General features: G+C 31.2%; 15 protein-coding genes. All 15 read left to right on the top strand.

Features of this window, described 5'->3' with window-relative positions:
- Positions 1-4 precede the first annotated feature (4 nt).
- The 15 genes from VOI25_RS14875 (at position 5) to VOI25_RS14945 (ending at position 22,042) form a co-directional block, all read left to right on the top strand.
- On the top strand, positions 5-475 hold the full coding sequence (locus tag VOI25_RS14875) for a phage tail protein (RefSeq protein WP_323789881.1): 471 nt from the start codon (positions 5-7) through the stop codon (positions 473-475).
- The gene (locus VOI25_RS14880) at positions 459-929 is read left to right on the top strand and encodes a phage tail protein (protein ID WP_323789882.1); all 471 of its coding nucleotides are present in this window, start codon (positions 459-461) and stop codon (positions 927-929) included. Before VOI25_RS14875 ends, VOI25_RS14880 begins: the two co-directional genes overlap by 17 nt.
- Positions 930-933: 4 nt before the next feature.
- Complete coding sequence (locus VOI25_RS14885; protein ID WP_323789883.1) at positions 934-1,104, top strand: DUF5908 family protein; 171 nt, start codon at positions 934-936, stop codon at positions 1,102-1,104.
- 6 nt (positions 1,105-1,110) lie between these two features.
- Positions 1,111-1,788, top strand: coding sequence for a hypothetical protein (locus tag VOI25_RS14890; protein ID WP_323789884.1), 678 nt, complete (start codon positions 1,111-1,113; stop codon positions 1,786-1,788).
- A complete protein-coding gene (gene vgrG, locus VOI25_RS14895; protein ID WP_323789885.1) occupies positions 1,789-3,588 on the top strand; it encodes a type VI secretion system tip protein VgrG in 1,800 nt (599 codons plus the stop codon).
- Positions 3,589-3,593: 5 nt separating this feature from the next.
- Positions 3,594-3,893, top strand: a complete 300-nt coding sequence (locus VOI25_RS14900) for a PAAR domain-containing protein (RefSeq protein WP_323789886.1) — start codon at positions 3,594-3,596, stop codon at positions 3,891-3,893.
- A complete protein-coding gene (locus VOI25_RS14905; protein WP_323789887.1) occupies positions 3,886-4,311 on the top strand; it encodes a GPW/gp25 family protein in 426 nt (141 codons plus the stop codon). The genes VOI25_RS14900 and VOI25_RS14905 overlap by 8 nt, the downstream gene beginning before the upstream one ends.
- 9 nt (positions 4,312-4,320) lie before the next feature.
- Complete coding sequence (locus VOI25_RS14910) at positions 4,321-8,223, top strand: hypothetical protein (RefSeq protein WP_323789888.1); 3,903 nt, start codon at positions 4,321-4,323, stop codon at positions 8,221-8,223.
- Positions 8,220-10,970, top strand: a complete 2,751-nt coding sequence (locus tag VOI25_RS14915; RefSeq protein WP_323789889.1) for a hypothetical protein — start codon at positions 8,220-8,222, stop codon at positions 10,968-10,970. Before VOI25_RS14910 ends, VOI25_RS14915 begins: the two co-directional genes overlap by 4 nt.
- Positions 10,967-15,484 (top strand): contractile injection system tape measure protein, encoded by a 4,518-nt coding sequence (locus tag VOI25_RS14920; protein ID WP_323789890.1) that lies wholly within the window; start codon positions 10,967-10,969, stop codon positions 15,482-15,484. The genes VOI25_RS14915 and VOI25_RS14920 overlap by 4 nt, the downstream gene beginning before the upstream one ends.
- 107 nt (positions 15,485-15,591) lie before the next feature.
- Positions 15,592-18,072 (top strand): hypothetical protein, encoded by a 2,481-nt coding sequence (locus VOI25_RS14925; protein WP_323789891.1) that lies wholly within the window; start codon positions 15,592-15,594, stop codon positions 18,070-18,072.
- Positions 18,073-18,090: 18 nt separating this feature from the next.
- Positions 18,091-18,903, top strand: a complete 813-nt coding sequence (locus VOI25_RS14930; RefSeq protein ID WP_323789892.1) for a hypothetical protein — start codon at positions 18,091-18,093, stop codon at positions 18,901-18,903.
- Positions 18,904-18,964: 61 nt separating this feature from the next.
- Complete coding sequence (locus VOI25_RS14935; RefSeq protein ID WP_323789893.1) at positions 18,965-19,870, top strand: hypothetical protein; 906 nt, start codon at positions 18,965-18,967, stop codon at positions 19,868-19,870.
- A gap of 3 nt (positions 19,871-19,873) precedes the next feature.
- A complete protein-coding gene (locus VOI25_RS14940; protein WP_323789894.1) occupies positions 19,874-21,229 on the top strand; it encodes an ATP-binding protein in 1,356 nt (451 codons plus the stop codon).
- 12 nt (positions 21,230-21,241) lie between these two features.
- The gene (locus tag VOI25_RS14945) at positions 21,242-22,042 is read left to right on the top strand and encodes a hypothetical protein (protein WP_323789895.1); all 801 of its coding nucleotides are present in this window, start codon (positions 21,242-21,244) and stop codon (positions 22,040-22,042) included.
- Positions 22,043-22,061: the final 19 nt, after the last annotated feature.

Below are 22,061 nucleotides of genomic sequence, written 5' to 3' on the forward strand. Positions count from 1 at the left end.
AATTATGGCAATAGATGGAAGTAAAGAAAATTCGACTTGGCCAATGCCAAAATTCAGATTTGAAGTAGATCTTGGCACAGAGTTAAAAGGAGTTGCTTTTCAGGAAGTCTCAGGAATGGACGTTGAAAACCAAATTATTGAGTATCGAAAAAGTAATAGCAAGTTATTTTCAACAGAGAAAATGCCTGGAATCGTCAAATATGGAAACATTACAATGAAAAGAGGTGTGTTTGTAAATGACAATACATTTTGGAACTGGCATGCAGAAGTATCCATGAATACAATTAAGAGAAGAACCGTATTAATAAAGCTTTTAGATGAAAAGGGCAAAGTAACTATGCAATGGCAACTAAACAATGCCTGGCCGACAAAAATCACAAGTACAGATCTTAAATCGGATGGCAATGAAGTTGCTGTAGATACAATTGAAATTGCTCACGAACAATTAGTAATCACAAATGGCAAAGCGAGCTAATTATCCTGTAAGTTTTTATTTTGAATTATCATTTAAAGGCGTAGATGCTGCCTTTCAAGAGGTTTCTGGAATATCAAAAGAAGTAAGTATTGAGGAAGTAGTTTGTGGAGGAGAGAATAGGTTTAAATACCGATTGCCAACCACAGCTACTAGCAGAAATCTAGTTTTAAAGAGAGCATTAATTCCTGAAGGTTCTGAATTAGTTGATTGGTGCGCAAGTAGTCTGGATGAAGGTTTGGCAAATTCAATTGAAACTCATGATGTTTCTGTTAGTCTTTTGGACGCAGATGGGACTGTTTGTGTGATGTGGACCTTCTTTAATGCATATCCTGTAAAGTATGCAATTTCAGATTTAAAATCTAATGAAAACGGACTAGCATTTGAAAGTATTGAATTGGCATACAATTATTTTGAAATTACTCCAGACCTATCCATCTCAAATTTATTTGATTGAAATTATGGCTATAGAAATAAGAGAGGTAATTATAAAAACGGAGATTAGAACATCTAACTCTAAAGAACAATATAGACGTTCTCAAGGTGATATGGATTCTGTTAAAAAGGAATTATTAGAGGAATGCAAAAGAATGCTGTTGGAAACCACAAAACGTAAAATTTATAAACGATAATAATTTATGGGAGCTAGTTTAGAGTTGTTGAAGATAACAGGTTATACCGATGAGGAATTTCAAAATGCACTTGGAGGGAAACCTTATAGTGTTATGATAAATCCTGAATCCATAAAATGGCAAAGGAACATTGAATATAATGAACAACAGTCGCCAGATTCAAGCTCACCTTCTCAGCGATATAAAAGTACACCATGTGATCAACTTAGTTTCGATATTGTTATTGATTGTACAGGAGTTGTAGATTCTAATAGAACAGAAATGGCCAAAGAGATTGAGGCATTAGAAAAAATAATATTTACATATAATGGTAAAATACATCGACCTAATTTTGTTAAGATACAATGGGGGAAAAACATAACTTTTAAAAGTGTTTTGAAATCATTTGATACCACTTATACGCTTTTTAAACCTGACGGAAGTCCTTTAAGAGCGAAGTTATCGCTAAGTTTTGGTAAGTATGTATCTGCGTCTACTGTTAAAAAACAGGATATGGAGGAGTCACCTGATGTTAGTCATATTGTTGATGTCATTGAAGGTGAAACATTACCTCAATTATGTGGAAAAATATGGAGTGATCAATCTTATTATATACAAGCTGCAAAGTTTAATGGATTAAACAAGTTTAGACATTTAAAAGGTGGATCTAGATTGATTTTTCCACCTATAATTCAACAGATTTAAATGAGTGGAGTAATTAATATACCGTCTGGAGGAAATACAACTTTTAGTATAAAAGTTAATGGTACTACCATACCTGATGAAACCAGAGTTATGTCAATCCTTGTTGAATCTGCAATAAATAGTATTCCAAAAGCTAAAATTGTAATTCTTGATGGAGAAGCAAATAAGGGAACTTTTAGGGCTAGCTCTTCAGATACGTTCCTTCCAGGATCTAAATTAACAATAGAAGCAGGTTATGACTCAAAAAACAAAATAATTTTTTCAGGAATTATAACTGGTCAATCAATTCGTATCGATCCGGTATTGGGTTCTGCTTTAATAGTAGAGTGTAAAGATGAAGCTGTAAAAATGATTGTTGGTAGAAAAAGTCTCACCTTTTCAAAAAAAACTGATAGCGATATTATCTCCTCAATTATTAGTAATTATTCTGGTGTAAGTGCGTCGGTAAGCTCAACCACCACAGAGTGGCCTGAGCAAGTACAATACTATGCTACCGACTGGGATTTCATATTAACCAGAGCAGAAGCAAATGGTTTAATTGTAACAGCATCAAATGGAAAATTAACTGTAAAAAAGCCTAATGAAGATACTGATTCAGTACTGACTATTGAATATGGTAATAATCTTATAGAATTTAACGCAGATTTAAATGCAATCACTCAGTTAAAATCTGCGAAGGCTATCACTTGGGATTATAAAACACAAGAAGTGATTTCTGGTGAATCTACAGGTGCATATTCTGGTCCAGGAGACTTAACATCAGATAGGCTCTCTGAAGTTTTAGATGTAAAAAACTATCAGTTACAAACATCGGCAAACTTAACAGAAGCAGATTTAACTAATTGGACGAAATCTTCTTTAATTAAAAGTGAATACTCAAAAATTCAGGGTGAAGTTAAATTTCAAGGCACTGGACTGGTTAGCCCATCAAACTATATCACTTTAAAAGGTATTGGTAGCCGATTTAGTGGTGCACATTTAGTATCCGGAATTACTCACAATATATCAGAAGGAAATTGGGTAACAGAAGCATCAATAGGTTTATCTCCAATTTGGTTTTCTGAAGAGCCAGATGTAATGTCTCAGCCAACTTCAGGGCTTTTACCTGGTATAAGAGGATTATTTAATGGGACCGTAAAAAAAATGTTTGAAGATCCAGAAAATCAATTTAGAATTTTAGTTGATGTACCCTTATATGACGCTAATGGTGAAGGTGTTTGGGCTAGATTAAGTAATTTTTACTCTACAAGTGGAGCAGGCGCATTTTTCTTACCTGAAGTTGGTGATGAAGTAATTCTAGGCTGTTTAAATGAAGATCCTCGATTTCCAATTATTTTGGGAAGTCTCTATAGTAGTGACAAGATGAAACCTTTTGAAGGACTTGAGCCTAACGAAAAGAATACGATGAAAGCTATAGTTTCAAAATCGGGAATTTCTATAAGTTTTGATGATGAAAATGAAATATTTACGATTACCACTCCTAATAAGAATACAGCAATTTTTAGTGATAAAGAAAAGCAAATTACTATTCAAGATGAAAATCAAAATAGTATCGTCATGTCTGAAGATGGTATAAAAATTACTAGCGAAAAAGATATTACAGTAAAAGCTACTGAAAAGCTAACACTTCAAGGAGATCAAGGCGTAGTCATTGAGTCCTCAGCAGGAGATGTTGACATTAGTGGACTAAATGTAAAGGTGACTGCAGAAGCACAGTATTCAGTAAATGGAGGTGAAATTGCAGAGATTAATAGTAGTGCCGAATTGTCACTTAATAGCGGAATGATAATGATAAATTAAAACATATGCCACCAGCTGCTCGATTAACAGATTTTCATGAATGCCCAATGCAAACACCTGCTGTTGTGCCCATACCACATGTAGGAGGTCCAATAGTCGGACCTGGAGAACCGACAGTTTTGATTGGTGGATTGCCAGCAGCGAGAGTAGGTGATATGTTAGTTTGCGTTGGTCCACCAGATTCCATTGTTATGGGATCAGCTACAGTTTTAGTTGGAGGATGTCCAGCAGCAAGAATGGGCGACGAAACTGCACATGGAGGTGAAATAGTTTTAGGTATACCAACAGTTGAAATAGGTGGATAACGAATCAATACATAGTAAAAGTACTTTTCTAGGATCTGGATGGGCTTTCCCTGTTTCATTTTCTGTAGCTAATGGACAAGTGAAGGTTACGAAATCGGAGGATAATATAAATGATTCTATTGATATCATATTGCAAACAATAAGAGGAGAAAGAAGTTTACAACCGGATTTTGGTTCTGGGTTACAACAATTCTTTTTTAGAAAAATGGATGAAACATTAAAAGGAGAAATACGTGATGCAGTAGAGGTTTCTCTCTTAAATAATGAACCTAGAATAACAGTCAAAAAGATTGATGTTCAGTTTGCTGATTTAGTACAAGGTATAATTAATATTAATATAGTATATGTCTATAATAAGACGAATACACGTCACAATTATGTATTTCCTTTTCACTTGAAAGAAGGAACCAATTTGTAAATAAAAACGATGAGTATAGTTAGTCAAAATAATGTATTTCTATCATTAGAGAATGCGCTTAATTCTTCTACCCTAAAGATCGATGGAAGAAATGAGCAAGATCTAATGCATTTTCTTGCAGAATTTGCTTCTATACTTAATTTATACGATGATTCAAATAAGATAAATGGCAATTGGGAACCTATCTTACTAAAAGATCCTGTGTTTTTGTTAGCTTTTATTTCTAAAACCAAATACGAGCAATGGCAATCCTTATACTTAACGAGATGTTTAAGAATAAAACAGCTTATTCATCATGTAGCAATAGATCATGTAAATTTTGATGAGAGTATACCCGACGCTTTAGGTCAAATCCTTCATCAAGTAATAGAAATTTTTAAACAAATTGAGAGATGGACATATTACATGGATAAATCTCGATATAGCTATAGTCTTGAGGATTTTATAAAAAGAGAAATAAAGGAGGAGCTAAGTACATTTTTTTGGGCCTTAGTAACAATGAGAAACCATTTAATTTTGGAAGAAAAAATCACCTCTTTTCAAACATTAGATTTCAAAAAATACACCTACTTCAAAAGTGATTTATGGCAGGAAGGAAAAAATAAAGGTCCATTTTGGGACATACTTAATCTTTCTACTACTAAAGCTTCAGGAGGTAAAAAAACAATTCAATTAGTTAATGATAACTTGAAAATATTAGATGCAATAACTAAAGTTGGAGATCTCTTATTTTCTTTTCTTAAACAAGTTATTGATTACGCAAACAGTGAATTTGAAACCCTAAAGACACAAAAATCGAACTTTCCAGATACCACATTAATTCGAACTTTTCTAAACTTAATTCAAATCCATCAGGACCAATTAAATACAATAGCACAAAAACATCTCAATCTTTATTATTATGCTATTTTAAAACAACAAAAAAAACAGGCCTTTCCTGATAGAGCTTTTGTATACTTTGATTTGTCTAAGCAGATAGAAACATATCAGTTAGAAAAGGGTACAGAATTTAATGGAGGAATAAATGCTAATTCAAAACCAATTTTATTTAAATCTATTAAACCAGTTGTCCTAGAATCTACAGTAATAACTGATGTTTATACACTTTCAAAATCCGATTCAGATTTTATCAATATATATGGCAATACAAAAACTATTGATGCTGTAAATACTTCTACAACAGTCCTTAATCTCAACCAAATTCAGAACACAACTACTTTACAAAGAGATGATGCTAATGATGTAATAGGATGGGAGACTTTCGGTAATGATAGTCTAGAACCATTAATTCCTTCAGAAATGGGGTTTGCATTTGCTTCTCCCTTATTATTTTTAAGAGAAGGCACTAGACATGTTACTATTACCTTAACCTTTAATGAAGAGCAAACAATAAATAGATTCAATAACAAAACGGCAAGTTTCTTTTTTAGTACACAGAAAGGTTGGCACAAAATAACACAATCTTCAGAGCCCATTATTAAAGTAAAAACTAAATATCAAACCATTTTATACTTTGTTTTAGATTCTACAGTTCCAGCAATTGAAGCATTTAAAAAGAATCCAGATGGTGTGGATTCTGAATGGCCTATGTTCAAAGTAATCTTTAATCAATTTATTGGTGGTTTAGAAAGTGCTCCAATAATAACCGAATTAGAAATTGATGTTCATGTTTTAGATGTAAAAACATTTAAGCTTTCGAATACCAAAGGACCAGTAAATGCAAAAAAACCATTTCCTTTATTTGGTGTGGCACCAAGCTATGAAAGTAGTTTTTATATAGGAAATTCTGAGATTTTTAGCAAGCCTATTTCGAGTTTGGACTTTAATATAGTTTGGAATAATCTTCCTCCAAGTAGGGATTTTGCAATTTACTATGATGCATATAATGCTTATATGCGTGGTGATTATAATTCGGTAAGTGTAAATCATTCAACTATGGCAAAGGTTACAAAGCCTAAATCTGCATTCGATATATTATGTGATTGGCTTAATAGTAGTAATTCTGATAAACCTATACCACCAAATATCAAAATTTCTAATGAATTGTTTTGGGTAGAATTTATGACACTTCAAGGTGGTGATTGGAATGATTTTGAAATGTCTTTGGATCAGGAAGAAGATTTAAATGAAGATTTAAATGAAGAGAAAATTAATCCTCCTCCAGGCGAAACACTACTTTTTGATAGTATTAAAACAACTGCAATTAGCTATAATGGAAAACTACAACCTCCAGAAAATTTAGGAAAATTAAGTTTCAGTAGCAATTTTAGTTATGTAAAAGATGAAGGTTTTGAAAAGTTAACTCATTTGACTCATCTTACAAATCTATGTGATTTGTGTGATCCTACAATACAACTCACACCTTTAAAATACGGTACTGAAACTAATTCAGGGTTTATTAAAATGAGTCTGAAAAACCCAATAGAAGGTTTTGGTTCGGCTATTTATCCGCAAGTTATATCAGCGATAGCTTTAGTTAATGCAGCTCAAATTACAAATACTAGTAAAGGTAATATAAGTCTTATAAAGGCTCCAAACCCTCCATTTATTCCAACTGTAAAAAGCTTTACAGCAAGTTACAGAGCATCACAAAAGTATACACTAGATGCTAGTAAGGGTTGTTATCCTATTCAATGGTTCTGCTATTCACCTTTTTTGAATTATAAAACCTATGATAATTTACTAGAAGCATCTTCTTTTGTTAGTAATATTAATCCGGTTTTGAATGAACAATCAGATGAAAGCACTACAGGCATCCCCTTATGGCCAATTTTTAAGTCTAATGGTGCATTATTTCTTGGATTACAGAAAAAAACAAAACCCAGTGTTGTTAATCTATATTTTGAACTAGCTCAAGATTATAGCTCTTCTCCTAATATAAGTAATGAAGATGTGGTTTATTCTTATATGAGTGAATCGGGTTGGAAAACATTAGAAGTTAAATCTGATGGGACTAAAAAGTTTAATTGTTCAGGAATATTAAAAATTGAATTACCTGATGATATAACAGATGTTTCTACCACAATGCCAAACGGAACTTATTGGTTATCAATTTCGGTTAACAATTCTACTAAATCCTATGCTAAAACGATGCTTTTGGCAACCAATGGAATTGAAGTTGAACGATCGAGTACAACATATTTGACAGACACTTCTGCACCAAGAATAGAAGGTAATAGTATTAAAAAACCAATTAACGCGATACCTCAAATAGCTAAAGTACAACAAGTGTTTCCTTCTTTTGGAGGGAAAGCAGCAGAATTAACAGAAACTGCCAATTCTAGAATTAGCACACGATTAAAAACAAAAGATAGAGTGATAACTGCTGCTGATGTTTATGGCATTGTTAAACAAGCTTTTCCTTCAGTTTTTTACTGTAAGACTATTTACAATGGGTTAGAAAAGACTATTAAAACTTATGTGCTTAGATCCTATAATAATCAAACAGATGTAAATGCATTTACACCATTATTAAACTCTTGTAGCACTATAGAAATTCAAGAATACCTACAAAAAAGAGCGTCTAACGTTTCCACGTTTAGTGTTTCTAATTTTGAGATGATGCCAATATGCGTTCGAGCCAATTTAATACTAAAAAACGGTAGTAATTTACTTGAGGTTGAACAGAAAATAAATAATGGCATCAAATTATTTCTGTCGCCTTGGATTGAATGTAATCAAGAGCAAATACCAGTAGATTCTCCAATAAGCAAAGCGCAAATCACAAAATTCATTAAAAGTTTCGACGAAGTTTTAACCATAGAAATGCTATCCGTAAAACGCGCTTCAGAATGTGGATTAGTGGTAATTGATGAATTAGAAGCTAATAATCAAGTGATCTATCCGCCAAATAAATCAACACTAATAATTTCAACTAAAAAACATAATATAACATGTAATCTTAATAAATGAAAGAAGCTTATCACATAGTAGATACTGTAATTCCAGCAAATCAAGATTTCAATTTGCTTAAGGACAAAGGGCTCTCTTACATTCAAAAAGTAAGTGGAAATGAATGGACAAATTTAAATCCAAGTGATCCAGGAGTAACAATACTTGATCAATTGTGTTATGCTTTAACTGAATTAGGGTATTGTAATGATTTTCCAGTTGAAGATATTCTTACAGATAAAGCAGGAAATATTGATTTTGATAATCAATTTTATTTATCAGATGAAATACTCACGACAGCACCTGTAACATTCAATGATTATATCAAATTAATTCTTGATTGCATTGATGGTGTTGATAATGCAGTTATCATAAAAACCACATCTGATTTGTCTTTTCTTAATGCTGTTTATTATGTTTTTTTACATATAGATCATAATATAACAGTTGAGGAGGACATTGCATTAATTAAAAATAAGACCTATAGGCTTCTCAACGAGAATAGGAGTTTAGGCGAACTATTTTTGCCACCAACTCAGCTGATAGAAAAAAAGTATAAAATTCATGGTGAGATAGGTATTACTGACGAAAAATTATTAGCAAAGGTTCTCATTGAGATTCAGAGAGCACTTCGTCATTATATTTTTCCAAAAGCAAAACAGTTTGGGTATAATAACCTAATTGATAAAGGCCAATCCACAAATACCATCTTTAATGGTCCAAACCTCAAAGGCGGTTGGATAGAGGATGAAGATTTAAATACTAAAAGGGACTCTATATCTTCAGCAGATTTAAATAATCTCATGGCAACTATTCCTGGTGTAGTTGGAATACCAGCTCTTCAATTTAAAACCAATGTAGTTGCTAAACCAGATGAATTGATTGTAATTGACATCATTGATTCATTAACTAATCCAGAAAATTCTTTAACTATTTCTGCTCATGGTCAAACTATTTCGAACCAAAAGATAACTACCATTTTCAATTCAATAGCACCTATAAAAAACAGTAAGACTAAGAAGCAATCTGTTAGTACTATTAATCGCGTTCCTGATTTACCTAAAGGAAACTATAGAGATATTAATTCTTATTATTCAATACAAAATACATTTCCTGAGATCTTTCCAGTAGGTCCAAATTCAATAACCAATAATGCTTCAGATTATAAAATTGCACAATCACTTCAACTCAAAGGGTATTTAACTTTATTTGACCAGATATTGGCGAATCAGTTCTCACAATTAGCAAATATTAGTCGCTTATTTTCTTTTAAAAATGCTATTACTGCTTGTCCATCAGACCTTGAAAATTATATAGCTCAACAAGATGTTTTAAATGAAGACAGCTCCAAATATCCAGCGCCATATCTTACATTTTCGCCAACTTATTTTTATCAATCACTATATGATATTCCGCATATAAAACCACTCCTCAAAGATAATAATGCTTTAGAATTTGATCTTGAAATTGAACCTAAGCATATTACTGAAGAAAAAGGGTGGAAATCATTTAAAAAGGATCCTTATAATAGATATATCTACGGACTTAAACAGTTCATGGAAGATGATACTATAAATTTCACCAGACGTAACGAAATTTTGGATCACTTGCTCGCAAGACATGGAGAATCACCACTTTTGTTAGATACTTATATTAATGGTTCTAAGTATACAGCCAATCCTATTCAGGACAAATTAATCTATAAAAGCCTGTATTTGCAAAATTTAGAACTGTTATCTTATTATAGAGGCAAAGCTTATGATTACTTGAAAGCAGCTTTTGTTGAACCAATTTTAATAGATTTAATTGTAATCACCATTCCTTTTCAATGGAAACCAAGTAATTCACTTTTCGAATTACACAAACAACTTCAAAACGGGTACAGTACAGATTTTATTTTTGATTCTACAATTGAAGATGAAACACAGAAGCTTCAACGCCATAACTTTATAGATTATTCTGCAATAGAATTGAAATATAGCATGCTATTTGGTCTTAGTGTGCAGTACGGTGATTTTATTGTAGAAAACTTTAATAACTCAACAAGTTTCAACACTTTTCTTGAATTGGAAATGTCTGCATGGATGATTCAGCAGCGAAAGGGGATTATCTGCATTGAGACAGATTTACTTCTTAAAGATGCCACTTGCCATTTTATAATTGAAGAGAAGTTTGGTAATCGGCAATGGACATCCTTAAATTCAATGGCTTGTGGAGATGTCAACGGCATTATTAATGATTTAAATACGATTAATCATGCGAGTTTGTTAAAAAATTTGGATGAAGGATGGTTACTTATTAATGATGTGAAATATGATGTTTTAAAAACAGAATTAAAATATTGTGATGTAGAGTTTTTGTCCTCGATGAAACCGATGGATCCTGTTTTAGAAATTAGTTTTAAAATTATCTGGAAAAATGGAAAATCTGTAAATGTCAATAGTGACTTTTTTAAGAATACGTTGCATGTTTTCTTTCCAGATTTTATTCCGCAGTTTTCACCTCCATCAATAAATGGACATAAGTTCACATCTCCTGCATTTAAGAGTCGTACAGAAGTATTTTTTGAAAATGAGTTACCCATTGAGATGTGTCCAAAGCTCTACATATTACCTGCTAATGATTTAATGGAATTAATTCAACTGTTTACGTCTTGGCATAACTCATTGAGACATAGTAACGATGATGAAAATAAACAAAAACAAATAGAAGATGCGGCTTTAAAATTGACAGCTCAAATCTATAAATTAAAAGATTCGATACTATGATAGAGAGAACTAACCATATTATTTCTCGTTGTCATTGGGATACTTCTTTTGATGATAAAGATAGTGTGTCTCAACTGCAGGATGAGATTAGTCAGTGGACTACTAATAGACTGCATATTGAAGCTTATGATGTCTTTGAAAAACTATGTCCTAAAGATCAAGTCTGGAAAATAGATCAATTAAACCTCGATTTAGGAATTATTTATTACGAAGATCTTGGTTCATCTTTATCAAGAGAATTTTCAAAACAAATAAATGAAAAATTAATAGACCTCATATTAAATTCAAACACAACCAATAAAGTTGAAATTGATACATTAGAAAATGCACAACTTAGTGTTTTAGAGCATTATCTCATACATGGCTTTATAGAATGGAACCATGAGATTGATGATATAACCATCCAAGATATTTTATCTTATCAAATTAAACATAATAGTGAAAAGCTTAAGCGTACATTAAATCTTATTGGCAAAAATGAACAATCAAGACAACGATTAGCCTGGCAAACCAGTGAGCAGGATCTAAAATCAATCTTAAAATTACTTGAGCCATATAAGCATGAATTAATAAAAGGGTATTTGGACATTTTAATTGATATTCAATCAGATGTTTTCAAGTCCACAATGACAAGAAATAGCTTTAAAAGACATTTATGGTTTTGGACATTTAATTATATATTTTCCAATAATCATAGTTTATTTAATTCTGCAAATTTCATAAAAAGTATGATTGCCCTTTTTGCTAATCATTTTGATTCAGAAATTTCAATAATACTAAATACCATTAACAATACTTGTGTTTTAAAAAAGTACCAAAAGACATCTATTATAACAGATTTTATAAAGGATATTAAAAGCTTAATTGAAGCAAAAGATAATATTAAAACCCTTGAGTTATTTAATACCAATATAAAGGAATTAGAAAATAGTTCAGTAGAAAAATTAGAACAGAATTTGATTAACCATAATAAGTTGGATCAAGATAATTGGATCGTCTTTCAAAATATACTTTTAAATCCAGTTTTTGAAATTATAAAATCGAACAAGGATAATTTTAATACACTTATTTTAAAATTATATGCAAAAGATCCAGAAAGATTTAAAAAAATAATTGAAGAAAATAATAAATCAGATCAAGTCTGGAGTGAGATCTTAAACCTGCTTAACAATGCTTCCGACGATCTATTAGAAAATGCCTTAATTAATTATGAAATTCTAGAACCAGATAATTGGGCAGCATTGCGAAATGTGCTATTGAATCCACTTTCTAAACTTCAAAAATTAGGCAAGAATGATATTAATGAACTTGTAACAAAGCTATATTCAAGTGATCCAAAAAGATTCAAGCAGATTATATGGGACACAGATAAATCACCTCAGGTTTGGAACGACATTTTAAAGCAACTTGATAATAATGCCATTAGCGTAGTTTTTAAGGCAGTTTCTCCATCTTATCACAAACAAATTATTGATACTATTTACTTTCTGAACTCGGTGAATTCATTTCAAGATGATGTGTTAAATAAGCAACAACTCTATAGTATAAGTATTCAATTTTTGTTAAGTAAGAAAGAAGCAAATCACAATCATATTGATGTTTTAAAATATTGTTTGGAAGAGATTGCTACCAAATCAAAAACTAATAATCGTTATCTAATTGAAAGCTTAATTCATGCAAATGAAACCAATTTTATTAATGGCATTGAAGAGATTGACTTCCGTAGAGATTTTGATCAATTTATAATTTCAGAACTATTAATTACACCAAAGTCGTATGATAATCTTGTTTCCAAATTATTGAAAAACCTATTATCAAAAAACATTGATAACAACCTAAAGGGAATAACCGAAAAATGGTTGACTTCATATGAAATTTTGGTAAAAATGGTAGCTATGCAACCATTAAAGGCTTTTGACGTTTTTTCATCTTATCGACTTAAAAATAGGTTTACACAGAATCAGTTTGTTAAGCTATTGGATGTGCATAGCATATCGTTAATGATACAAACGGTTAACCCAGAGTTATATCAAATCATATTGAAATTTAATAAACTGCTTGATTCTATTGAAAACGAGAAGTTAGAAATAAGCTCCAGGCTATCTCAAACCTTATTTAATGAAATCGTTTACGAGTGTTTTGATCGGTTACTTAATAATCCATCATTCTCAACTAATAATACTGAAGAATTAATAGATAGTGTGTTATCATCATATTATAAGTATGATTATAAAACGTTTCATGATTTTTTCACTGAATTTTTTGAGCATTCAGAAATACATAAATTAAAGATTTCGAAAGCATTTATACATGATAAACAAAAGGAAATTCTAAAAGCTAAACAGGATTACAAATCACTATTGTCATTAAAAACAATTGTAATAAAAAAGGATTGTCTTTTAATATCAAAAATATTACAATCCTTATCCTTACATGATGAGATTAGCTATTATAAATTGTTTAGCGATTCTAATTTAGATGCTTTCTTTCCAAATGCTGAAGCTTATGTTGCTAAGAGTGTGAAGTTAATTTTAGATAAAAAAGTAACTAAATTTTTAAAGGAAGAATCTAATAATCTTGGAGAAAAACTCAAAACGACTTTTCTTAAAATTTTACTTGATTATAAATCTCATTTAGGTGATAAGCAAAAAATTATTGAAGAGTTTAATAACATAGCTGCCTATCACATAGATGTTTTAAAGAAATCAAAATCAAGAAATAAAAGGAATCAAGATAAAAACCAAACGTATTTTAATGGAAATGAAAGCTTTGTAATTGATGGTGAGAAATTAAAAGCTAATGAAATATTTGATAGCATCCAGTTAGCATTTCAAACTCCTCGAACACAACTAAAATCAGAGGCTCAAAAGAATAAATTTAGTGCTCTTTTGAAAATGGGTCTGCTAATTTCACCAGACACAATTAGAAACGTATTACGAACAGGACAACTTAAAGAATCTAAAATTGCGACTCTAAGTGATACTTTGACTTTTGAAGAATTTGTGGCATCAATGAGCCAGAATTTATATGGAGAGCCTAAAGACATTTTACTTAGCTTAAATACACTCTATCGTATGATAGCTAAGCTTAGTCCTGATTTTATGAAAACGTCTCTAGAATCTGAAATTTGGACTTTGGCAATTTTAAGTCTAACGCATCAAGCACATCCTATTAAAAACCTTGAAATCCTTACTGGAACAATCCTTCAAAAGCTATCTCAAGATTATGAAATAGAATCTAATGATGTTATAAAAGTGCTTGAAGAAGAAGAATTACCGATGTCACCTATTTTAAAAGAAAGTTTCGTAAAGCAAAGTCCATATTTTAAAATATTAAACGCCTATAACCTTCAAAATAGGCCAACAACTGAAATGGTTTATTCTTATGAGAATAATTGCATTGAAGAACTCTGTTATACCATTTTCACACAAAACAAAATTCCAAATTGGTATGATAATCCTCATAATTTATCACCAAAACAACTGCTTAAAGACGTTGTAGAATTTTATCCGCTCATTTTATTAAAAGTATTAACGTTTAAAAAACAGACTGCAACTCAACTTATTCAGTTGAATCAAATGATTGGATTGTCTGAGTTGGTAAAAATTATATCCAAACTAAACTTAAGCAAACGTCAATCATTAAAGCATGCCATAACTTTTTATGAAATATTAGATTCAATTAACATTAAAAAGCAGTTTCCTTATGAATTGCAACATGCTTTTTTGAACATAATTTTAAATGCATGGACAACTGCTAATTGGAAACTAATAGAGCCAGAATCAATTTTAAACCAGGTGATGTGGTCTTTATGTAAAAATTCTAAAAGAGCCAAGAAGGATATCATAATTGAACTTCAAAGTAAAAGAATGCAATTACCAGCCACTTTTCAATTGGCACTGAATTTAATCTCTGATGAAGGCAAGTTATCAGTTGAAGATGTAAGAATAGAAGAAAGAGTTCTACACAAATTACTACGAAAGCATACAGAAGTCCCAACAAAAATTGAACATGGTATTAAAATTAATAATGCTGGACTTGTTCTAATTAATAATTACCTACCACATCTATTTGAGCATTTAGGGCTTACTGAAAACGATGAGTTTTTAACCATTGACAAACAATTAGATGCTGTGCATTTTTTGCAATATGTAGCAACAGGAGCCAGTCAAACAGAAGAATCTTATTTAACATTAAATAAAATCTTATGTGGTTTCCATCCAACAGAACCAGTTTTAGACGGAATAGATATTTCAGATTCACAAGTCAAATTGATCTCTGAAATGATAAAAGCAATAATTGGTCATTGGCCTACAATAGGTAGTAGTTCTGTAGAGGGTTTTATGGGTAATTGGTTGATAAGAGATGGTATGTTATTAGAAGAAGATGATCGTTGGAAACTGAAAATAGAAAAAAAGGCTTATGATATTTTGATAAATACATCTCCTTTTTCATTCTCAATTATAAATCATAAATGGATGAACAAACCTTTATACGTCGAATGGCAATATTAAAAACATAAATAATGAAAACACAACAAAATATTCCAAAAATGGATAGTAGTTAGATCACTTCAAAAAGTGAAATGAATAGTAAATATTAATTATAAAAAACAAATAATATGAATACTTATAATGACAATCTTCGGGCCAGTGTAGTTGAATCATTGGATAGCCAGGAACTCCAAACAAAAAAAATGAAGTCGCAATATAATGCGTCTATGTTCAATTTATACTATGCTCAAGGCGCTAGAGTTAAAGCTGCTGAAAAATTGGAGATAGCAAAAGACGTATTAGAGCAAAAGGCCATGGTTAAAGAGCAAGCAGTGAAGAATAATAATATTTCTACAAACGTTTTAATGGCTGCGAATCAAGAAAAAACTTATGTAGAAAAATCGGTTAGCAATGCTGCAGTTTGTGCCGCTAATATTCAAGTGGCAACTACAGCAATAGTTCGCTTAGCAAGTGATATTGCAAGTATTAATAGTATTGCTAATGTTGCCGATTATAAAACAGAAATCAGCAATCCTTATCACGATGTATTTAAACTCATAAGTACAACGGCATATAACGCAGAGTATGCCTCACAACTAGCTATGGAAGCCTCAGAGTTGACTGCAAGCATATCATCTAATGCAGTAAATTCTATTGCAACTGTAACAGATGCTTCAGTAAAGGATCTATTGAAAACAGCATCATCTCAATTTGATTTGGTATCTCAAACTGTCGCTGCAGATAATGAAACATTAGCGACCTCTAATACAAAAGAGAAAAGTGCCGAAGGAAAGTTAGAAGACACGTTTGTTGATTATGAAGCAACAATTGAAAGTTATGAAATCACAAATGATGAACTTAATTTAAATCTTACTGTTGATAAGTTAACACCAACAGGTTATAACGTGAATTTTGATCTAATAAAGTCATCTTTCAAAAAGCCAGCTAGTACAGAAAAACTGTCAAGTACATTTTTTGAATTAGTAAACCCACCAATGGATAATCCTGTAACTGGATACTATGTTATACTTGTTAAAGAGGAGAAAAAATCAACTGTTTCATTGGCATTTGCTGAGCATATTTATCAAGATGATTTTCCATATGAACCTAATAAAGAAAAAAGGTTTTTTCCAATAAAACTTCCTGTAGAAGCTCCAGTTACTAGAAATGAAGACACAATTTCATGCACCATTAGTCTTGATAATTTATATGATACAGACAAAGAGAAAGTTAAACTTGGATTTAATTATGTGATTTTTATTGTGGCTGAATTTGATCCAAAATATAAAAAGGCGCTAAATAATTTTGAAGATTATATTTCTGCAGCGTCATTGCCTTTTACTTTAACTCATGAATTAGAAAGTCCAAATTGTGAGAGTTTTTGTTATACTGAAACCTATGATGTAAAAAACATAAGTGCCATAAATACTGAAATTAAAATTGAAGAAGCGAAATTATTAAACTTAGAAGAGCAAAGAAATAGTATACAATCAGAAATTAGAGCTCTTAAACAAAAAAATAAATATTTAACCGAAACAGAAACTCTACCAGCAGATAACAAAAAGAAAAAGGAAATAAAAGATAGAATCGCGGCTAGAATTAAGCTGACGGAATCACTAGAAACGAACTTGAACGGAATTATTGGTAAGATTAGTCCACAGGAAGCAAAAATTAAGACTGCAAAGGATAAACTTACTACGCCTGATTTAAAAATCATGACGTCCTACGATGGTTGCTCTGTTAAACCTCAGGATCCAATTTCAATTCCTGAAGCGAGTCTATTAGAGGATGCTACATTCTCATTTTCAATGCTAACGTCAAGCAATAATTCTCAAGACGGAGTTGAATATAGATGTATGTTTCTGCCCAATGACAAAACACTCATCAATGACTTAATTAATACTGAAGGACTTATAAATGTTGAAAAGTCAGCAACTCTGATCAAAACAATGCAATCAGAATTCAATAACAAAATTAAGCCATTTGAAAACGAAATTGCTGGTTTTGAATCTGAAATAGAAATGTATAAAACACAGATAATCTCTAAGAAAGAGGAGGTTGAAAAACTTGAAGCATCAATTAACGATTCTAAAACATCTGCTACAAATAAAACAAAATTGCAAAAGAAAATTAATGAATTGGTAGAACAAATAGCTAATCATTATATGATTATTGTAGATCTTCAGTCGAAGAAAATTCCAGAAAAAGAGAAAGAAATGAATGAAGTAATTTCCAAAGAGATTGAAACTATTGCTAATATTAGCTTTAATGTAGACAATGATCAAGGTGGTATTTTCTTTAATGAAGTTCTAGCTGAACAAGTATCAGCAGGTAATTATTCGATTGCTAAACCAGTTTTTACGGGACTAACTATTTCAGGAGATATTGATGAAGAGAATGGTAATAATAAGAGGTCATTTCAGGTTAAGATTAAGCCAGATACGACAGATAATTACGGGACACCTTTGATTTTGCATAATGATTATGTTCCGGTTGTGTTTGCTGTGTCAAAATTGCCAGAAAGCAAATCTATTATGTACACTAGTAGCATTTCAAATATTATGGATACACCTTCATTTACCTATGGTAGATTTACTAAAAAACAATAACATTTAAATATATAAATTATGAAAACAGATTTAAAAAGATACGGAATTACTGAAAAGAAAAAATCAGAACTGGATGCTTTAAAAATTAAGGTATTAAATGCACAACATAAAGTAGAACAATTTGAAGCTATTGTGACCTCACTCACAGAAAAGTCAGAAATGTTTGAACAATTCTATGCTGCTGCTACAACTAACAGAGAAACAGCTTTGAATAATAAAAAATTAGTAGATGAAGTCATCCAAAACGCAAGAAATTTAGCACAAAACTCTACGATTGCGTATGATGAAATAGTAGCTGCCGATACGAAAATGGAAGCTGTTGCATCACATTTTAAAACAGTTATAGATGAACTTATATATTCGGCAGAAATTATCAATAAACTAGCGACAACGGTGATTCGTAAGAAAGCACAAAATGAATTAATATCAGATGAACTTATTAGTATGATTGGTACCGCTGGAAAAGATGCTAATAATGCTGTTGCAGTATCATTAGTTGCTTTAGAATCTACATTTACAGCTCAAGCTAGCAATATACAATCTGAAGCTGCTGCATCATTACAGTATCCAAAGTCATATAAACTTCTTGGTGTATTAACAGGTCGGAAGTTTAATGGTAGTAAAACTGAAGACCACGAATCTTCAATTGAATACCAATTAAATCAAGCTTATAATAATGCTCAATTAGATTATGCAAAAGCAAAAAAAGCTAATAATGATGCCATTTCTGAATTAGGCAAAGCTACTATCATGTTAAACAAAGCAGAGATTAAACTAAGTTCTTTAGTTGCAGGTAACCAAGCTGCGATTGCTGCAGCTTTAGCATCATAGTATTACTAATCAATCCATTGCTTTTTATTAAAGGCAATGGATTATCTAAACAATAATAATTATGGACGTTACATATAAAAAATTTTATAGAGGATTCTATGCTAATACTGGATATATTCCAACTTCACCATTGCAATTAAAAGTTTATCCAGGAGATTTTTTTCAAATTCATAATGGTCAAATGCTAGTGCTTGGAAATATTTATAACGATAGAATTGTAGATATTGTTGACGATTGCATAAAAAAAGATATAGCTCATAGTAGTTTAAATTGGAGTTTTAATGATGGTGTAACTAAACCTTATTCGGCAAGAGGAACGGGAACAGATATAGTAGAGGGTGAGTTTGAATTTAGTAAACAAACTCTAAAATTCAATTCAAATGGAAGTTATTTATTTAAAGGAAATAACCCCAAATCCATAAAAATAGCAAACTGGGATGCTATTCAAGACGCACTAATTATAAAATTAACCCAAGTCTTATATTCCTTTAGAGAAGTGTATGTAGTTACAGAAACAGCAACAACTTCGGAATGTGCAATTGCAATAGCCAGTTCAAAAAAAGGAAAATTACAGATCGCAACAGACAGCGAGAATTTTGGGTTAGTCGATTTTTTTGGACATCCGTCTTCTAAGACTATTAAATCTAAAAACATTGAATTCTATAATCAAGAAACTAAGCGTAAACCAATGTTTTTTAAGGCACAGCGATTAACAGTAAGAGAAGAACAAAGTGAAGCTTTTATTAGTGATTTTATTTCTAAACGTGATAACGATAGCCTTTGGGCAAATAGCTTTTTTGATTACGAACTAAGAAACGATGATACAGTTACCATGCCTAGATTATCTAATCACAATAAACTCAATTTATTAGACCTTCTTCAAGCAAATCAACTTAACCCTAATACAGCATTATCCTATTTTAAATGGACTAACGCTGATCTTAATGATATAGAAAAATTCTTTTAAAAGATGAAATCGAACTATTCAATAACGACATTAATAACTGAAATAAATTGGCTTAGCCAAGTTATAAATCAGGTTATTGGTAGTTACCTAATGCATGATGGACACGAAAAACATTGGTTAGATATTCCTTTACCAGATTTAACAAAAGTTGATAATGCATATGCTAATTCAATAAAAAAATGGAATTTAAATACATTTGATCGTTTAGCATTAGCACTTACAATGGCACCTCATCTATTGCCTCAGGCTTTAGACGTGTTTTTTGGAAGAAATAAAATGTATGATCGTGGGTTTACTGAATTTGGAGGCATCTTGGATACAAATCATAGTGGTTTTTTGCCTACAGGACAAACTTTAACATTTTTAATTACAGCAAATAACCCAGAATATAGAGAAGCCTTATTTGATATTATTGGGAAAGAAAGTCTACTAATTAAAGAGCAGGTTATTGAGTTGTCTGACACAGAAGCTCACATTCCAAATCTCAATGGAATACTTAGTATGAATGATAGGTGGTTTCATTATTTTCTTACTGGAGAAGAGTTGAAAATTGAACATAGTACCCACTTTCCAGCTCAGAAAATAACAACAAAGATGGAGTGGGAAGATGTTGTTTTAAATAATGTTACTAGGAGTGGAATTGATGAAATTAACTCATGGTTATTTTATAATGAGAAACTTATGCATGAATGGGGTTTAGAAAAAATTATTAAACCAGGTTATCGTGCCCTTTTTTATGGTCCACCAGGAACAGGAAAAACGTTAACAGCAACGCTTTTGGGTAAAGCAACTAATAGAGATGTTTATAGGATAGATTTATCAATGATTGTATCAAAATATATTGGTGAAACTGAGAAAAATTTAGCGAGAGTATTTGACGCAGCACAGCATAAAGATTGGATTTTGTTTTTTGATGAAGCTGATGCCTTATTTGGAAGAAGAACAACAGCAAATTCGTCAAACGACAGACATGCAAATCAGCAAACATCATATCTATTACAGAGAATTGAATCATTTCCTGGAACTATTATTCTTGCCTCAAACCTTAAAGCTAATATGGATGAAGCCTTTACACGAAGGTTTCAAGCTATGATTCATTTTACTATGCCTAGTCCAAAGGAACGCTACCAACTATGGAAAAATGCGTTTTCTGGAGTTTGTAGTCTGGACGAGAAAATAGATTTAAAGAAAATAGCAACCGATTATGAATTAACTGGAGGTTCTATTATTAATGTTTTAAGATATTGTGCTTTATCTGTCGTTAGAAGAAATGATAACATCGTTGATATGACAGAGTTGATTAATGGTATTAGAAGAGAGTTTAAAAAGGAAAATAAAACCTTAAGTACAACTTATTAATCCTTTTGTCTAATGAAAGAAAATCATAAAACAGATCATAAAAAAAAAGGAAACCATTCTCATGACTCATCTCATCATCAAGAAGATGAAGATTTGGAAAAGCATAAAAAAAAGGTAAAAAGAAAAGAAGAAGCCAAACATAGATCTTTGCATAAAAATCACGATAAGTTGCATGGAGATAATAATAACCTTGAATATGGAAACCGTAGACTGTTTTATACAACCTTAGTTATTGGTAATTGGAGAAAACAAATCCCACATTATTATAGACGAATAATTATTGCTAATGCCCTAAATACGTCGGTGAAGGATAAGAAGTTTAATATTTATGGTTATTTAATTACGTCTAAAAGAGTATTTCTAATCCTAGGATGTAATCCTTCAAAAATAGAAAATAAGCTTGAGTCGTTAGAAAAAAATTTAAGCTTAGAGATTGAACATTATCATATTAAAATAGAAACTAATCACAATAGGTCACATGATGATGATTATAAAGTAAAAAAATTTGTGTTTGGTGTTTTATTTGAGATGTATCCGTTATATAATGAAAGTCTTGTGAGATTATTAACGGGTAGAAAACCAAAAATCAGCTATTATGATTCGCAAACGGCTAAAATGGAGGACATAATACAGAATTATGAATTTAGCTCTGTTTTAGATTATAATGCTTTTAAAATGTCAGAAGAAATGATCCATCAACGTAAAAGAGATGATGCCTTAGTTGGTAGTGCTGTGATAGTAAAACTAAGAAAGAAATCATTTTGGAAAAGACATAAGGAACTATTTAAATACCAAGAGACAAGAACTCTATGATATATTGGATGCAATTAAT

The organism is Psychroserpens sp. (assembly GCF_034670085.1).
In the GTDB taxonomy this organism is placed as follows: Bacteria; Bacteroidota; Bacteroidia; order Flavobacteriales; family Flavobacteriaceae; genus Psychroserpens.

Coding starts and splice junctions, on each gene's coding strand:
- VOI25_RS14875 (WP_323789881.1), top strand. CDS start 5: ATGGCAATAGATGGAAGTAAAGAAAATTCGACTTGGCCAATGCCAAAA.
- VOI25_RS14880 (WP_323789882.1), top strand. CDS start 459: ATGGCAAAGCGAGCTAATTATCCTGTAAGTTTTTATTTTGAATTATCA.
- VOI25_RS14885 (WP_323789883.1), top strand. CDS start 934: ATGGCTATAGAAATAAGAGAGGTAATTATAAAAACGGAGATTAGAACA.
- VOI25_RS14890 (WP_323789884.1), top strand. CDS start 1,111: ATGGGAGCTAGTTTAGAGTTGTTGAAGATAACAGGTTATACCGATGAG.
- vgrG (WP_323789885.1), top strand. CDS start 1,789: ATGAGTGGAGTAATTAATATACCGTCTGGAGGAAATACAACTTTTAGT.
- VOI25_RS14900 (WP_323789886.1), top strand. CDS start 3,594: ATGCCACCAGCTGCTCGATTAACAGATTTTCATGAATGCCCAATGCAA.
- VOI25_RS14910 (WP_323789888.1), top strand. CDS start 4,321: ATGAGTATAGTTAGTCAAAATAATGTATTTCTATCATTAGAGAATGCG.
- VOI25_RS14915 (WP_323789889.1), top strand. CDS start 8,220: ATGAAAGAAGCTTATCACATAGTAGATACTGTAATTCCAGCAAATCAA.
- VOI25_RS14920 (WP_323789890.1), top strand. CDS start 10,967: ATGATAGAGAGAACTAACCATATTATTTCTCGTTGTCATTGGGATACT.
- VOI25_RS14925 (WP_323789891.1), top strand. CDS start 15,592: ATGAATACTTATAATGACAATCTTCGGGCCAGTGTAGTTGAATCATTG.
- VOI25_RS14930 (WP_323789892.1), top strand. CDS start 18,091: ATGAAAACAGATTTAAAAAGATACGGAATTACTGAAAAGAAAAAATCA.
- VOI25_RS14935 (WP_323789893.1), top strand. CDS start 18,965: ATGGACGTTACATATAAAAAATTTTATAGAGGATTCTATGCTAATACT.
- VOI25_RS14940 (WP_323789894.1), top strand. CDS start 19,874: ATGAAATCGAACTATTCAATAACGACATTAATAACTGAAATAAATTGG.
- VOI25_RS14945 (WP_323789895.1), top strand. CDS start 21,242: ATGAAAGAAAATCATAAAACAGATCATAAAAAAAAAGGAAACCATTCT.